Raw genomic sequence first — 15,400 nt, forward strand, 5'->3', positions numbered from 1 at the left:
GAAGGACCGTCATCCGTGATGCCGCATTCCATCCGGCGCGTCCAGGCAGGGCGAGTCCGCCGCCTGACGCCCGCCGTCCTGGCCGCCTGCGTGGCGCTGCTCGCCGTCCCCGGGCCGCCCGCCGCACAGGCCGATGACACCGCGGCCCTGGCCGCGCCGCGGGCCGTTCCGGGCGCGCTCGCCGCGGCTCCGAACGGCATCGACCTCGAGGACGTCGTCCAGGGCCTCACCGAGCACGGCGGGCTCTACATCGCCCCCGGCGTCCAGGACCTCAGCGACGGCCAGCTCGACCGGCTGCGCAGCCCGCTGGAGCGCGCCCGCCTCCCGGTCTACATCGCGATCTTCCCGGCCGGGACGCTGCCCGCCCGCAACACCGCCTTCAACCAGCTGATCGTGGACATCTACCAGCAGGTGAAGCGCAAGGGCACCTACGCCGTCGTGGTCGGCAAGACGGTGCGCGCCTACTCGTGGAGCTTCGCGCCGAGCACGACCGCGAAGGCGTGGGCGAGCGCGCGGCGCAGCGGCGGCGGGAGCCTGATCAACGAGCTCTCGCTGTTCGCGCAGAACGCGGGCAGCGCGGCGCCCGGCAAGGCCGGGCCCGGGCCGGACGTCGGCACGGAGAGCCCCGTCGCGACGCCCCCGCCCCCGCCCGACGAGAAGGCCGCGACCGACCCCGGCGCGGCACCGGAGGACGAGGGGTCCCCGATCGGCCTGATCGCGGGCGGCGCGGCGGCCGTGGCCGTGGCGGCGGGCGGCGCGGTGTTCCTGCTCCGCCGCAAGCGGAAGCCCGCGCTCTCCCCGGCCGGCGGACCCGCGTCCGGCGCGTCAGGTCCGGGCGGTCGGCGGCCGGGTGCCTCCCGAGGCCCCGGCGCCGCCGCGCAGGGACGGCCGCAGGCGCCGGGCTCCGTCCCGCCGCCGGGCTCCGTCCCGCCGGGGAGCGTCCCGCCACCCGGGGGCGGCAACCCGCCGCATCCGCGGCCCGGCGGCCCCGCGAGCGGCGACGACTGCCCTGAGGCCCGTTGATGGCCGCGCTCATCGCGTTCTGCGCGCTGGGCATGATCCTTTCGTTCGTCCTCGGGTACGTCTGGACGGTCCGTCCGGCGGGCGCCGGCGCGGGGCCGGTCGTGCGGCTGCGCACCGCCCGCGCGCAGCTCGACCGGACGCTCGGCCCGACCGGTTCCTTCGTCGTCTTCCTCGGCGCGGGCACGTTCCTGGTGACCGCGGTGTGCCTGCCCCTCGGGGAGCTGTGCCAGCGGCTCCTGAACGCCCACGACGTCCCGATGTTCGACCTCGCGCAGCGCCACGTGCGGCCCGGCGCGTGGACGGACGCGATGAATCTCATCACCCGGTCGGGGAACGTGTGGGAGACCCGGTTCGTCGGGCTGGGCGCGGCCGTCGTCCTGACGCTCGTCGCGCTCCGGCTGCGCCGCCGCCCGTGGGTGCCGATGCTGCTGATCGGCACGGTCATCCTGGTGGAGCGGTTCCAGCAGACCGGGCTCGCCAAGCTCGTCGACCGGGGCCACCCGCCGACGACGCTCGGCACCTACCCGTCGGGCGGGTGCGCCCGGCTGATCTCGATCTACGGCGTGATCGTGCTGATCACGCTGTCCTACATGAGGGCGGGTCCCCGTCTGCGCGCCATCGTGTGGGGCGGGCTCGCCGCGTTCGCGTTCCTTGAGGGGTACACGCGCTGGCACCTCAGCAAGCACTGGATCACCGACGTGTACGCCGGCTGGATCTACGGCTACCTGCTGCTGGCCGTGTTCGTGTTCGCGGGCTGGTCGCTGCTCGCCGAGCCCGGGGACGGGGAACGCCCGTCCGGGGACGCTGAGCGCGAGCCGGTCAGGGCGGCGTCAGGCGGTTGAAGTCCGGCATTCTGGCGATCTGCCGGAACGCGTTCGCCGAGGCGCCCGTGGCGTTCCACCTCGTGTCACCCACGGGCGTCTTCGGCGACTCGAAGTAGAGGAGCCCCTTCAGCCGGGGGTAGTTCGGAAGCTGCCGCGGGACGGACGCGAAGAACCGCCGGCTGAAATCCGGGTCGTCCTTGCGGTTCACGGTGCCCCATTCGGCGAGCATGAGCGGCTTCTCCGGGAACCGCTTCGAGGCCCATTCATAGAACCCGGGCCATGCCGGATAGTCCGGGCGCGTCTTGTTGACCAGGGTCGCGAAGTCGTTCACCCATTTGTCCGCGTACAGGTCGGCGGCGACCCAGTCGATCACGTCGTCGCCCGGGTAGAGGTCGTTGAACCAGGGCTGCGCGCCCCAGTTCGGGACGCCCATGTACGCCATCACGGTCACCGCGTTGTCCGCGCCGCCGTCCCGCAGCCGCTTGACCACGTGCCGGACCATGGCGGCGTAGTCGCGGGCGGTGAAGCCCGACCCGGGCGCCGGGCGGACCTCCTCCTCGGGCTCGTGGTGGACGGCGAGGAAGAACCGGTCGGGGTAGACGTCGCGGATGCGGCGGGCGACATCGTCGATGTGCCGGTCGACCACCGGGTCACCGGCGGCGACCTGCGCCCACGTCCGTCCCAGCTCGGGCTTCCAGTTGAGGAACAGCAGCCGGGGCCGGGCGCCGTCGCGCGCCATCGCGATCTGGCGGTCGGTCGGGAAGATCTCCCCGTCCCGGTGGTACATGTGGATGGCGTCGGCGGGGCGGCGGGTCTTGTCCTCCCAGTCGGCGAGGGCCTTCTCCGTCGACTTGGTCGTGAACACGCCCGGCGCCACGCCCCACCACCGGCCGCACTCCGGCACCAGCTTCGCGGAGACCGCGCAGCCGGGGCCCTTCTCGGGCTCTTCCCCGATGGAGATGCCGATCGCGACGCCCACCACCAACGCGACGGCGCTCGCCGCCGCGGCGAGGGCCCAGCGCACCTTCCTCGTCATCGCAAACAAAAACAGAACTCCAGTCGCACAAAAGGGCGTCGTAGATAAGGGCCAGGCGCCCACCGTATTCGGGCGGGCGCCCGGCCCAACATCTGTACCGCGTTACGGATCGGCCGGGGCTGCCAATCAGCCGACGAACAGGCCGCGGCCTCGCCAGTCCTCCGTGCTGATCACGGTGGGGCTTCCGCTCGGCACGCCGCCGGTGAACGTCACCGCGTTCAGCTTGCCGTCGGGGGCGACGTAGTAGAGCTTGCCGCCCGAGACGAACATCCCGCGGACGTTCGACCAGCCCGAGCTCACCGCGACGTTCTCGGAGCCGATGATCCCGCTCTCCGGCGTGAAGGAGCGGTAGAACAGCGAGTCGCTGCCGGTCCGGGTGTAGTACATCCGGCCGTTGTCGTAGAACATCCCGAGCGTCAGGCCGCCCGCCACCGCGCTGTAGAAGTCTGGCGCGGTGCCCTTCCAGGACGGCTCGTCGGCGTCCCACTGCGCGTCCGCGTAGGGGTTGACGACCTGCTCGGCGCCGACCGCGGTGCCGTTGAAGGTGCGCTTGTACAGCGCGCCGTCTGCCTTGGCGTACCAGAGGACGCCGTCGATCAGCATCGAGCCGCGCACGTCCGACCAGTTCATGCCGCCCGCGACGGTCTCGGTGACCTCGGGGCCGACCGTCGTGCCGCTGACGGTGCGCGAGACGAGCTTGTTGGGCTGCAGGACCGTCCCCGGCGCGGCGACGTACACCTTGCCCGGGAGCTGCTTGGTCACGTCCTCCGGCAGCGTCGAGCCGCCCGCGAACGGGAAGTAGCCGATCTTCCCGCGGAACTTCTGCGACGACGGCGGCAGGAAGTAGTTGGTGTCGCTGCCGACCCACAGGCCATCGTCGGTCACCAGCAGCGACCACGCGCCGTCGCCGCGGGGGTCGCGGCCCGGGTTCCAGGAGAACGGGATGCCGTTGCGCGGGTCGAGCGCGGCCAGACCCGGCCGGGTCACCGCGCCGTAGCGGGACCTGTCGCGGCCCAGCGGGTTGTTGGACCAGCGCGGGTGCCCGCCGGCGAACACCGCCGAATCGGAGATCGCGATCGAGTCGAGCGTGTCGCCGCCCGTGTAGTTCGTCCACACCGGCTTCACGTTCAGGCCGCTGTCATCGGTGTTCCAGCGGGTCGCGCTGTCGCAGAGCTGGGTGGTGCCGCCCGGGCCGCCGGTCGTGGCGACCGCCACGTACTTGCCGTCCGGCGACATCGCCATGTCGCGGACGTAGCTGTCGAAGACGGTCGCGCACGAGGAGGCGAACCCGTCGGTCTTCCAGTTCGTGTCGAGCGCGTCGGTGGCGTCGCCGAGGGTCAGCCGGGCGAACTGGCGCCGTTCCTGACCGCCGGCGGTCCGGAAGTTCCCGATCGCGTACATCTTGGTGCCGTCCGGGGTGGCCTCGATCCGCCGGACGCGCGAGGTGCCGCCGTTGTGGACGCCGGTGAACGGGACCATGCCGAACTTGGTCGACAGGCCGCCCGTCGTCTGGCTGAGCGCCGCGAGCCCCTTGCGGTTCGCGCCCGCGACCGAGGTGAACTGCCCGGCGATGTACACCCTGCCCTTCGCCACCTCGATGTCGAAGACCGCGCCGCCCTGGATCCCCGGCGTCTTCCAGGTGCCGTTGGCGGTCTCCTTGCCGGTGGCCACGTCGAGCCGGGCGAGCTTCGGCCGGGCGGCGCCGTTGACCTTGTTGAACTTGCCGCCGACGAGCACCGACTTGCCGTCCGCGCCGGGCGCGAGCGCCTCGACCGTGCCGTCGAGCTGCGGACGGAACGACGGGTCGAGCCGCTTGGTCGTCGCGTTGATGGCCAGCAGGTGGGTCACCGGGTACGTCGTCTCGCCCTGCTTGACCGACTGGAACTTCCCGCCAACGATGATCTTGTCGCCGACCTGGGCCATCGCGTAGACCACGCCGGCCCAGCCGCCCTGGTTCGGCTCGATGTTGGGGGTTCCGCCGTAGGGCGTCTCGACGGGCATCTTCCCGGCGGCGAGCGCGGCACTGGCGACGACCGGGACCTGGCGGTCCTCGGCGAACTGGGGGGCGGCCACGAGGCCGATCCCTGCCAATGCCGTCACCGCAACCGCGGTTTCACGGCGCAGACGCGACACTTATGCCTCCTTGGCGGGGAAATCATCGGTAAGAAGAAAGTGGTGACCAATGCGCCCATCGTGTCGCAGGTACATGCTCTTGAGACGAGAGTTACCCGACTGATACCTATGGGGGGAGCCTGCGGTAGCATAGCGGTGGCTCGGCCCGGCCGCCAGGCCACATCCGGCACCCGGACGGCACGCGGCGACAGGGCGATAACGGACGGTGACGGACGCGGGAGGAATGGCCCCGTCCACATACATCGGATCCGCGCCGGTGATGTCCGGGCGCACGCCGATTGTCGGAAGCATGCCCGCCGAATCGATATAGTGACCGCGACGCCACGCCCCCCACCTCATCCAGCAGCCAGCCCCATCGGCCCGGCAGTTCGCGCGGCGGCGGGGCGGTGACCGCGAAGGGGACTGAAGTGTCGTCTAGACCAGCACCCTCCCGAGAGTTCGTCGACTACACAGGGTTGATTCGGCGACGCTGGGGGATCGTTCTGTGCTGCGCCGCGTTCGTCTTCGCGGGCGTCGCCGCATACACGTTCACGCTGGCCAAGACCTACACCGCCGAGGCGCAGGTCCTCGTCGCGCCGACCGGGTTCGACGACTCGGCGCCCGAGGCTGCCAAGAGCAAGCTCGACGTCAACCTCGACACCGAGGCACAGGTCGCCAAGTCGCTCGAGGTCGCCAAGGAGGCCAAGCGGCTGCTCAAGTACGAGGACAGCGAGAACCACCTGCTGTCGCACGTCACGGTCTCGGTCCCGCCGAACTCGGGCGTCCTGACGATCGCCTTCACCGACGACACGGCCCGTGCCGCCGCGAACGGCGCGAACCTCTTCGCCCAGGCGTACCTCAACCAGCGCACGGCGTCCGCGCAGGCCAACATGAAGGCCCAGATGGACGTCATCAGCAAGAAGATCCAGGAGCTGAGCGAGGAGAACAAGGTCCTGCTGGACAAGATCCCCCGCTACAGCGGCGCCGCCCGCACCTACGCGCGCAGCCAGCAGCAGATCATCAGCCGCCAGATCACCGAGCTGACCGGTCGCCTGGGCTCGCTCACCACCACCACGATCAACCCGGGCCGGATCATCAGCACCGCCTCCACGCCCACCCGGCCGAGCGGCCCGAACGTGCCGCTCTACCTCACCGGCGGGCTCATGGTCGGGCTGCTGGCCGGGCTCGGCGCCGGCGCCGTCCGCGACCGCCTCGACACCCGGCTGCGCAGCGCGGGGGACGTGGAGCGGATGCTCGACATGCCCGTCCTGCTGGAACTGCACCCGGCCGGCAAGGGCGACCGGCTCGGGCTGCTGCCCGCCCGAAGCCGCAACGGGCAGGAAGTGCACGAGCTGAGCCACCAGCTCAACGCCGTCCTCGGGCACGGCAACCATGTGATCCTCGTGACGAGCGCCACCGAGGGCCCCGGCGCGGGCCTGTCGGCCGCGAACCTGGCCGCGGCGCTCGCCCGCACCCAGTCCCGCGTGGCGCTGGTCTGCGCCGACCTGCACTCCCAGGAGTCGGCGCGGCTCACCGAGGCCCCGGCGAGCGTCGGGCTCGCGGAGGTCCTGCTCGGCAAGCGGTCGCTCCGCAACGCGATGGTCCGCTCGCCCGTGCAGAAGCGGCTGTGGGTCGTCCCGCCGGGCATCGACACCGACCTCGCCTACGAGCTGCTCCAGACGCGGCAGATGGTCCACATCATCGACCAGCTCCGCTCCAACACCGACTACGTCGTCATCGACGCGCCGTCCACCGCCAGCAGCGCCGACGCGCAGGCGATCGCCGAGGCCGCCGACACCGCGCTGGTCGTCGTGGAGGTCCCGGACGCCAGGCGCAAGGACGTCGAGGAGTCGGTGCGCGCGCTCGACCGGATGAGCGTCGCGGTGCTCGGCACGCTCGTCGTCCCGGCCCAGCCGCACTCCACCGCCCGCCTCCAGCCGCGCCGCGTCCCGCGCCCGGCGCCCGGCGCGGGCTCGGCGGCCGGGTCGCCGTCCGGCTCGCCCTCGTCCAGCCCGGCCACATCCGGCCCCGGCATCGACCTCGAGGCGTTCGGGGACGGGCCCGCGGACCGCACCCTCGTCGACCCGCCCCGCGACCGTGCCGTCGCCGGGCCGCGGCGGACGATCGCCAAGCCCGACGAGGGGGAGACCGAGCACCGCCCACCGGCCAACGGCAGCGAACCGGACACCACGTCGGTGATCCCCCGCTTCAGCGGCGGGCACGCGGACTCGGACGACGAGTCCGGCCGCCCCTGAGCCGTCTCGACGATCCGACGACAGATGCCGTCCCCCCCGAGTACGCCCGCGAGCCCTGCGCCGGAAACCGCGCCGGGCGGCGGCCTCGCGCCGCCGACGCGGAGCGAGGAGCCGCTGCCGACCCGGCTGCGCCAGCTGCCGCGCTCGACCTGGCCGCTGATCGCGCTGCTCGTCGGCTACCCCGTGTGGTGGCTCGTCGGCCTCGGCGTGTTCAGCTTCGTCATCTGCGCCGTGCCGATGGCGCTGGTGCTGCTCAATCGCCGCCCGATGCGGGTCCCGCCCGGCTTCGGGCTGTGGGTGCTGTTCCTGATCTGGTACCTGGTCAGCCTCACCATGCTCAGCGAGAACCCGCCCGGCGCGTACGGCGAGTTCGGCATGGGGCGGATCATCTCGGTCCTGGTGCGGCTGGCGATGTACCTCGCGTCCGCGGTCATCGTGCTGTACGTCGGCAACCTCAGCGAGCGGGAACTGCCGCGCCTGCTGCTCGTGCGGATGCTCGGGGCGATGTTCGTCACGACCACGTTCGGCGGGCTGCTCGGCGTCGTGTTCCCGAACTTCACCGTCACGCCGCTGTTCGGGATGCTGCTGCCCGGACGGGTGCGCTCCGACTCGTTCGTGCAGAACATCATCAACCCCACGGCTTCGCAGATCCATTGGGTCGGCGCGGTCAAGGCGGTCCGCCCCGAGGCCCCCTTCGAGTGGGCCAACACCTGGGGCAACAACTACTCGATCCTGCTGATCTGGTTCGTCATCGGCTGGTGGGTGTACGCGTCCCGCAAGCGCCGGATGCTGGGCGTGGGGATCTTCGCGGTGTCCCTGATCCCGGTGGTGTACGGGCTGAACCGCGGGCTGTGGCTCGGCATCGGGGTCAGCGCCCTCTACATCCTCGTCCGGCTGGCGCTGCGCGGCCGGGCCATGGCGCTCGGCGTGGGGGCGGTCGCGCTGGTGCTCGGCGGTACCGCGTTCGTGATGTCGCCGCTGTACGCCCAGGTCGAGACCAGGCTCGACAACCCGCAGAGCAACAGCATCCGCGCCTACACGCGCGAGAAGACGATCGAGGCGACGTTCACCTCGCCCATCATCGGCTACGGCAACACGCGCTACGCCGTGGGCAGCGACAAGACGGTCGTGACCGGCAAGACGCAGGCGTGCCCGCAGTGCAAGCACCCGCCGCTCGGCTCGGACGGCCAGCTGTGGCTGCTGCTGATCTCGCAGGGCTTCGTGGGGGCGGGCCTGTACGTCCTGTTCTTCCTGAACGCGATCCGGCGATATTGGCGGGACATCTCCCCGATCGCGACGGGCGGCGTCCTGACGATGCTGCTCGTGCTGTACTACATGACGATCTATGACGGGCTCTACACGCCCATGCCCCTCTACCTGCTGTCCTTCGCGGTGTTGTGGCGCAACGGCATGGACCTGGCGCCGCCGCGCGTCGAGCCGGTCGCCGTCCGCGCCAAGCGGGCCCGCGACAAGGCGCTCAGCGCCGCCCGGACACGGCGGCTGCTGGAGACGAAGACGCGCCGGGCCGCGCTGTCGACGCGCACGAGCGGCAGGCCGGTGAGGATCGGGGAAGGGCAGCGTGTTCGTACTCGGGAGGGGCAACGTGAGCGACACGGCGGACCGGCTGGCGGCATTGAATGAGACGGCCCGGCTGCTGTGGCCCGAACCGGCCCGCGTCACCTTCGGCTCCGGCGACCGGCTGCTGGCGCCCGGCGCCCGCCGGCCCAGGATGCTGCTGCCCGCCGACCGGGCGGCGTCCGTCGCGGCGCTGCGCGCCTACGGGCGGGTCGAGTCGCGCGCCGCGCGGGCGGTGACGGCCGGGCTGATCTGGTCGCTGCGCGGCGGTGTCGGGCGGGCGGTGCTGCGGCGCGGTATGCGGGTGGACGTCCCCGAAGGCGCCGAGACCGTGGAGACGTACCTGAGCGCGGCGCTGGGGCGCCCGGTGTGCGCGGCGCTCTATGCCCGGCCCGCCGGACGCGCCAACGACAAGCCTGTTCTGCAGGCGCTGTCCCCTGGCTCGGGCGGGCCCCCGGTCGCGTTCGTCAAGGTCGGGATCAACGAGCTGACGGGACGGCTCGTGCGGGCCGAGGCGGAGGCGCTGGCGAAGCTGCCGCGCCCGGCGGACGCCGTCGTCCGCGCCCCGGAGGTGCTGCACTTCGGGTCGTGGCGGGGGCTGGACATCCTGGCGCTGACCCCGCTGCCGACGTGGGAGCCGGCCCACCCGGTCGCGCCCGACACGCTGGCCGCCGCCCTGCGCGAGATCGCCGAGGCGGCCGGGACGCAGCGCGTCCGCCTGGCGGCCTCCCCATACTGGAGCGTTCTCAACGACCGCGCCGCCGCGCTGCCCGGAGAGGCGGCGGACCGGCTGCGCGCGGCGCTCGCGGCGATCGGTGAGCGGCACGGCGACGACGAACTCGTCTTCGGTTCCTGGCACGGCGACTTCACGCCCTGGAACGCCTGCGGCTCGGACGGCGGGCTGCTGGTGTGGGACTGGGAGCGGTTCGCCTCCGACGTCCCCGTGGGGTTCGACGCGCTGCACCACCGCCTCCAGCGGGCGGTCTCCGACCCGGCGGCGGACCCGGCGCGGGCGGCGTCCGGCTGCGTCCGCGACGCGGCCGGCACCCTGGCCCCGCTCGCCGTGGAGCCCGCGCGGGCCCCCCTCGTCGCGCGGCTGTACCTCGCCGAACTCGCCGCGCGCTATCTCGCCGACCGGCAGGCCGAGGCGGGCGCCCGCCTCGGCGACGTCGGGGCGTGGCTTCTTCCCGCCCTCACCGAGGGTTTGCACGAAACGAAGGAAACGAATGGCTGACAAGCACCAGGCAGCGCGTCCCCCCGGGCACAAGCGGCTGGCCCAGGCCGCCGCCGTCACCGCGGGCAAGGCCACCCACCGCGCCCGCATGCTGCCCGGATTCCTCATCGTCGGCGGCCAGCGCTGCGGGACGACGTCGATGTACCGGACGCTCAGCCAGCACCCGGCGCTGCTCAAGGCCCTGTGGCACAAGGGTGTCCACTACTTCGACACCGGCTACGACAAGGGCCCTGCCTGGTACCAGGGGCACTTCCCGCTGCGGACGACGGCGGCGCGCGTCGAGCGCCGGCACGGGGTGAAGCCGCTGGCGTTCGAGTCGTCGCCGTACTACGGGTTCCACCCGCTGGCGGGCGCGCGGATCGCCGCCGACCTGCCGCAGGTGAAGCTGCTGATGCTCGTCCGCGACCCGGTGGAGCGCGCGTACTCGGCGCACTCCCACGAGCTGGGACGCGGCTTCGAGACCGAGCCGTTCGAGAAGGCGGTGGAGCTGGAGGAGGAGCGGCTGGCGGGCGAGGCCGAGCGGCTCGCGGCCGACCCGTCCGCGACGAGCCACGCCCTCCAGCACAACGCCTACCTCGCGCGGAGCCGGTACATCGAGCAGATCGAGCGGCTGGAGAAGCTGGTGGGCCGCGACCGCCTCCACGTCGTGGACAGCCACGAGTTCTTCACCGAGCCGGAGACCGTGTACAAGGGCGTCCTGGACTTCCTCGGCGTCCCGCCGCTCGGCTCGCCGGTGTTCGAGCGGCACAACGCGCGCAGCCGCTCCCCGCTGCCGGACGAGCTGCACGCGCGCCTCGACGAGTACTTCCGCCCGTACGACGAGCGGCTGGCGGAGTGGCTCGGCCGCACCCCGTCCTGGCGCCGGTGAGCGCCCCCACGACCGGCGCGGCCCCGGGCCCGAGCGAGGGCGCGGCCCCGAAGGGCGCGAAGGGATCGAAGGGGTCCGATGTCGGGTCGCTCGCCCGCGGCGGCGCGCTGAACATCGCGGGCGCGGGGATCTCGGCGGTGACGCAGCTCGTCGTCGTCGCCGTCATCACCAACGCGTTCTCGCAGGACGAGGCGGGCATCCTGTTCGCCGCGACGTCGGTGTTCCTGCTGTTCGGCGCGATCAGCGAGCTCGGGACGCAGACGAGCCTGGTGTACTTCATCGCCCGGTACCGGTCGCTCGACCGCAAGGAGTGGATCGGTCCGCTCGTCCGGCTGGCGCTGCGGCCGATGCTGCTGTTCTCCGCGCTGCTCGGCGTCGCGCTGTTCGTCGCGGCGCCGTGGGTGGCCGAGGCCATGATCCGCGGCGACTCCGGCGACGGCGTCACCTACCTGCGGGTGCTGGCGGTGTTCCTGCCGGTGATGAACCTGTCGGCCGGGTCGCTGGCGGCGACGCAGGGGTTCCGGCGGATGCGGCCGGCGGTGCTGATCGAGAACATCGGCCGCCCGCTGCTGCAGCTCGCCGCGGTCGGCGCGGTGGCGGTCGCCGGGGCGTCCGGGCTCATCGCGGTCGCGTGGGTCGGGCCGTACCTGCCCGCCGCGGTGCTGGCCGTCCTCGCGATGCTCGCGATGGTCCGCCGCACCGCACCGGCCGACGGAGCCGGAGCGGACGTCCCGCCGGACCTCGGCCGCCGGTTCTGGGGCTACGCGCTGCCGCGCGGGCTCGCGGGCATCACCCAGATCCTGCTGCAGCGCATGGACATCCTGCTGGTCGCGTCGATGCTCGGCGCGCGCGACGCGGCGATCTACACCGCGGCGTCGCGGCTGCGGGTCGTCGGGCAGCTCGCCAACCAGGCCATCTCGCAGGCCGTCCAGCCGCAGCTCTCCGAGGTGCTCGCGCACGACGACCGCCGCTCGGCCAACACCCTCTACCAGACCGCCACGAGCTGGCTGATGCTGGCGAACTGGCCGCTGTTCCTGCTCGCGGTGATGTTCGCCGAGCCGCTGCTGCGGCTGTTCGGGGAGGGCTACCGCGACGGCGTGTCGGTGATCGTGGTGCTGGCGGTCGCGATGCTGCTCCGCGCGGGGACGGGCATGGTCGAGGTCGTCCTGATGATGGCGGGCAAGACCACCTGGAACCTCGCGAACATCGTGCTCGCGCTCGGCGTGAACGTCTGCGTCAGCGTGCTGCTGATCCCGCACATCGGGATCATGGGCGCGGCGCTCGGCAACGGCGCGGCGCTGCTGGCCCGCAACGTCATCCCGCTGCTGCAGCTCAAGATGAAGCTGAGCCTGCACCCGTTCGGGCGGGGCTCGCTGGCGTCCGCGGCGCTCGCGGGCGTGTGCTTCGGCGCGGTCCCGCTGGCGGTGCGGCTGACGGCGGGCGACGGGCTCGCCGAGCTGGTCGCGGCCGCGGCGGTCGGCACCGTCGGGTACGTCGCGGGCCTCTACCTGCTGCGGCGCCCGCTGCGCCTGGACGAGGCGGCCCGCTCGATCCTGCGCCGCGGCCGTCCGCATAGCTGACCGTCCGGGGGCGCGCGCTCGCTGTGCGGGCGCCCCCGGGGCAGTGGTCTAGCGGCGGAACCTGTCGCGCGCGCAGCCGGTGAGGAACCGCGCCGCGAACGGCAGGTCGTGCAGGATGTAGCGGCTGAACAGGCGGCGGGGCTCGCTCGCCAGCCGGTGCAGCCACTCCAGGCCCGACCGCTGCATCCACTCCGGCGCGCGCTCGATCTCGCCCGCCGCGAACGGGATCGCGGCGCCGCACCCCACGAACCAGGCGCCGGGCAGCGCGGGCCGCAGGACGGTGATGAGCCGGTCCTGGCGGGGGAACCCGAGGCCGACGAACACCAGGTCGGGCTTGGCCGCCGCGAGGTCGGCGGCGACCGCGGCGACCTGGTCCGCGTCCCGGTCGAAGCCCATCGGCGGCGCCGACGCGCCCGCGACGCGCAGCCCCGGATACCGCTCGGCGAGGACCTCTCCGGCCCGCTCCGGGACGCCCGGCGCGCCCCCGCCCAGCAGGTAGATCGACCGGCCGTCGCGCGCCATGGCCTCGCTCAGCGTCCAGATGAGCGACGCCCCGGTGACGCGGGCGGGCAGCGGCCGGCGGGCGAGCCGCGCGCCCCACAGGATCGGCGTCCCGTCCGCGACGACCAGGTCGGCGCCGGTGACGAGCGACCGGGCCTCCGCGTCGCGCCGGGCCTGCCGCACGATGTCGATGTTCGGCGTCACCAGGTGGCCGCCCGCGCCGCCCGCGACACCGGCGGCGACCCGCTCGACCACCTGCTCCTCGGTCAGCGCGTCGAACGGCACACCGCGCAGGACGATCCGGGACGCGTCCTCCACCGCGTGGCCGGTCATATGCCGTGCCCCCGCGAGTGCAGGGTCCGCAGCACCCGCTCGTCGGAGACGATGCCGGACGCGACCGCCAGCGCGAACGGCACGCGCCGCTCCCGCCAGTTCGCGCGCAGCGCCCGCCGCGACCAGGTCAGCGCCTCCCGGCGCTGGCCGAGGCCCGCCTTCCAGAACGCGATCTGCGCGTAGACGCGGGCCGACCCGACCGGGTCCGCGGCCAGCTCCGGGTGGTGCTCCAGCATCCACCGCAGGCCGTCGATCTTGGTGGCGTACTCGCCGGCGAACAGCGACGTCCGGCCCCACAGCACCCGCACCAGCGGCTCGTCGACGTTCACGATCGGGTGCCGGCGGGCGGCGCGCAGCGCGAAGTCCCAGTCCTCGTTCTGGCCCGCCGGGATGGTCTCGTCGACCAGCCCGATGCCGTCCGGCCCGGTCAGCGCCGCGCGGCGCGCCAGGTAGGTGGACGAGTGGACCATCACCATCCGGGACCGGACGAGGTCCGCGTGCGTCACCTCGGCGGCGCCCGCGAGGCGCGCGTTGCCGCCGCCGCGGAACTCCACGAGGATGCCGCAGCTCGCGAGCACCGCGTCCGGCCGCTCCGCGAGCGCGGCCGTCTGCGCGGACAGCTTCTCCGGCAGCCACGCGTCGTCGTCGTCGCAGAACGCCACGAGCTCGGTGTCCAGCGCGAGGATGCCGGTGTTGCGCGCCCCCGCCAGGCCCGGGGTCCGGTCGTTGGTGACGACGCTGACGCGGCCGTCCGCGCCGGGCACGTCCGCGAGCGACGGGTCGGGCTCGGCGCGGTCGTACACGATCACGACCCGCAGCTCGCCGGGATAGTCCTGGGTCAGGACGGCGTCCAGCGCCGCGCGCAGCAGCTCCGGACGGTTGTGCGTGGGGATCACCACGCCGACGGACGGATGCCCGTCCCGCTCCCGCGTCATGCGTCGCCTCCGAGGTAGCTGTAGTGGCGCAGCAGCGGCAGGGTCATGGCGGTGACCCTGCGCTGGTCGGCGGACGGGAGCGCGGTCCGCCACCGGTCGTCGGACCGGACGTCGATGTGCCCCGTGCGGAACCGCATCGGGTTGCCGGACGCCGTGTGGTTGGCGGTCAGCTCCGCGCCGCCGTCCCCGACGAAGGCCAGCGCCTCGTCGCCCGCGGGCAGGCCCGCGAACCGGGCGATGTCGCGGAGCCGGGCGCGCGGATCGGCCACGAAGTCCTCGTAGCGCATCCGCCGCACCCGCACGCCGCGGCGGGCGAGGAGCTGGTAGGCGCCGTTCTCGGCGTTCCAGTGGACGGCGGTGCGCGGCGGCGACCACCGCGTCATGAACTCGTCGCCGCCCTTGTCGGCCTCCGGGCGCCGCACCTCGCGCGTCCACGAGTAGGCCACGCCGCGGCTGTCCCGCACGACGTGCAGGACCCGCAGGTCGAGGCGGCCGGTGCGGGCCGCCCAGCGCAGGCAGAACGCGAGCGACGCCTGCTTGCTGGAGTCGATCAGGACGGACGCGCCCGTCTCCCCCGCGACGGCCCGGTACAGCCGCAGGTAGTGGTCGACGTACTCGGCGACGAGCGCCGCGCGGTCGGCCGGAAGCCGGTCGCGGGCGAGCATCGGGATGTGCCGGGTGCGGTCGACGGCGGCGCGCAGCTCGGCGAGCCGGTCCAGGTCGAGCACGTCCCAGCCGCCGAACGCCGCCTCCCCGGCGCGCCGCCACACCGGGCACTCGCCGAACGGGACGCCGCAGCCGCACCGCTCCCCCGCGTGGACGCCGCGCTCCCACAGGTGGATGACCTCGCCGAGCGCCATCGCGCCGGGCAGCTCGCCGAGCAGCCGCTCGACCAGCGTGGTGCCGCTGCGGCCGAGGCCGCCGAGGAACAGCACGCGGGGCGGGTCCGTCCGGTCCGCGGGCCCGGTCTCGCTTCCGGCGGGCTCAGCGGACACGTCCGCGCTCCGGTGGGGGGACATGCGTCATCGGCTCGACCTCGCAGGTTCGGGGGGTGTAGGGAGCCCATTGTTCCGCACCTCACCGGGCGGTGTGACCCGGTTCAGTGTGATGCGTCTGCTTTGTGG

At 73.3% G+C, this 15,400-nt stretch carries 12 protein-coding genes; 7 read left to right on the plus strand and 5 right to left on the minus strand.

All coding sequences use genetic code 11. The features are described from left to right. The first annotated feature begins 18 nt into the window (after positions 1 to 18). Positions 19 to 1,023 carry a hypothetical protein gene (locus tag E1264_RS07780; protein WP_132171082.1) on the plus strand — a complete coding sequence of 335 codons (1,005 nt, stop codon included), beginning with the start codon at positions 19 to 21 and terminating at the stop codon, positions 1,021 to 1,023. Continuing rightward, the gene (locus tag E1264_RS07785) at positions 1,023 to 1,865 is read left to right on the plus strand and encodes a phosphatase PAP2 family protein (RefSeq protein ID WP_132171084.1); all 843 of its coding nucleotides are present in this window, start codon (positions 1,023 to 1,025) and stop codon (positions 1,863 to 1,865) included. Before E1264_RS07780 ends, E1264_RS07785 begins: the two co-directional genes overlap by 1 nt. Here E1264_RS07785 and E1264_RS07790 read toward each other — a convergent pair. Further along, complete coding sequence (locus E1264_RS07790) at positions 1,843 to 2,883, minus strand: hypothetical protein (protein ID WP_165964059.1); 1,041 nt, start codon at positions 2,881 to 2,883, stop codon at positions 1,843 to 1,845. The genes E1264_RS07785 and E1264_RS07790 overlap by 23 nt on opposite strands. 126 nt (positions 2,884 to 3,009) lie before the next feature. After that, on the minus strand, positions 3,010 to 4,956 hold the full coding sequence (locus tag E1264_RS07795) for a hypothetical protein (RefSeq protein WP_132171088.1): 1,947 nt from the start codon (positions 4,954 to 4,956) through the stop codon (positions 3,010 to 3,012). A 515-nt stretch (positions 4,957 to 5,471) separates the two neighbouring features. On the opposite strand from E1264_RS07795, the gene E1264_RS07800 reads away from it, so the two are divergent. The 5 genes from E1264_RS07800 to E1264_RS07815 are packed head-to-tail and all read left to right on the plus strand — an operon-like array spanning position 5,472 to position 12,507. Continuing rightward, positions 5,472 to 7,250, plus strand: a complete 1,779-nt coding sequence (locus tag E1264_RS07800) for an AAA family ATPase (protein ID WP_165964060.1) — start codon at positions 5,472 to 5,474, stop codon at positions 7,248 to 7,250. A gap of 24 nt (positions 7,251 to 7,274) precedes the next feature. Next, positions 7,275 to 8,891 carry a hypothetical protein gene (locus E1264_RS07805; RefSeq protein WP_207935779.1) on the plus strand — a complete coding sequence of 539 codons (1,617 nt, stop codon included), beginning with the start codon at positions 7,275 to 7,277 and terminating at the stop codon, positions 8,889 to 8,891. Next, positions 8,854 to 10,059: a hypothetical protein gene (locus E1264_RS07810; protein WP_132171092.1), complete on the plus strand. Its 1,206-nt coding sequence runs from the start codon at positions 8,854 to 8,856 to the stop codon at positions 10,057 to 10,059. The genes E1264_RS07805 and E1264_RS07810 overlap by 38 nt, the downstream gene beginning before the upstream one ends. Continuing rightward, positions 10,052 to 10,927, plus strand: a complete 876-nt coding sequence (locus E1264_RS43200; protein ID WP_165964061.1) for a sulfotransferase domain-containing protein — start codon at positions 10,052 to 10,054, stop codon at positions 10,925 to 10,927. Before E1264_RS07810 ends, E1264_RS43200 begins: the two co-directional genes overlap by 8 nt. Next, positions 10,924 to 12,507 (plus strand): flippase, encoded by a 1,584-nt coding sequence (locus E1264_RS07815; protein ID WP_165964062.1) that lies wholly within the window; start codon positions 10,924 to 10,926, stop codon positions 12,505 to 12,507. The genes E1264_RS43200 and E1264_RS07815 overlap by 4 nt, the downstream gene beginning before the upstream one ends. 48 nt (positions 12,508 to 12,555) lie before the next feature. Here the strand turns inward: E1264_RS07815 and E1264_RS07820 are convergent, their stop codons facing one another. From E1264_RS07820 to E1264_RS07830, 3 genes are read right to left on the minus strand one after another with little or no spacing between them, the layout of a single operon-like run. Beyond that, positions 12,556 to 13,341 (minus strand): WecB/TagA/CpsF family glycosyltransferase, encoded by a 786-nt coding sequence (locus tag E1264_RS07820; protein WP_132171096.1) that lies wholly within the window; start codon positions 13,339 to 13,341, stop codon positions 12,556 to 12,558. Continuing rightward, positions 13,338 to 14,276 carry a glycosyltransferase family A protein gene (locus E1264_RS07825; RefSeq protein ID WP_132171098.1) on the minus strand — a complete coding sequence of 313 codons (939 nt, stop codon included), beginning with the start codon at positions 14,274 to 14,276 and terminating at the stop codon, positions 13,338 to 13,340. Before E1264_RS07825 ends, E1264_RS07820 begins: the two co-directional genes overlap by 4 nt. After that, positions 14,273 to 15,271, minus strand: coding sequence for a sulfotransferase (locus E1264_RS07830; protein WP_347813368.1), 999 nt, complete (start codon positions 15,269 to 15,271; stop codon positions 14,273 to 14,275). The genes E1264_RS07825 and E1264_RS07830 overlap by 4 nt, the downstream gene beginning before the upstream one ends. Positions 15,272 to 15,400 lie beyond the last annotated feature (129 nt).

Source organism: Actinomadura sp. KC216 (assembly GCF_004348535.1).
GTDB lineage: Bacteria > Actinomycetota > Actinomycetes > Streptosporangiales > Streptosporangiaceae > Spirillospora.

Bases quoted from the DNA above. Each gene is read 5' to 3' on its own strand.
- E1264_RS07780 (WP_132171082.1), top strand. From the start codon at position 19: ATGCCGCATTCCATCCGGCGCGTCCAGGCAGGGCGAGTCCGCCGCCTG.
- E1264_RS07785 (WP_132171084.1), top strand. From the start codon at position 1,023: ATGGCCGCGCTCATCGCGTTCTGCGCGCTGGGCATGATCCTTTCGTTC.
- E1264_RS07790 (WP_165964059.1), bottom strand. From the start codon at position 2,883: ATGACGAGGAAGGTGCGCTGGGCCCTCGCCGCGGCGGCGAGCGCCGTC.
- E1264_RS07805 (WP_207935779.1), top strand. From the start codon at position 7,275: ATGCCGTCCCCCCCGAGTACGCCCGCGAGCCCTGCGCCGGAAACCGCG.
- E1264_RS43200 (WP_165964061.1), top strand. From the start codon at position 10,052: ATGGCTGACAAGCACCAGGCAGCGCGTCCCCCCGGGCACAAGCGGCTG.
- E1264_RS07820 (WP_132171096.1), bottom strand. From the start codon at position 13,341: ATGACCGGCCACGCGGTGGAGGACGCGTCCCGGATCGTCCTGCGCGGT.
- E1264_RS07825 (WP_132171098.1), bottom strand. From the start codon at position 14,276: ATGACGCGGGAGCGGGACGGGCATCCGTCCGTCGGCGTGGTGATCCCC.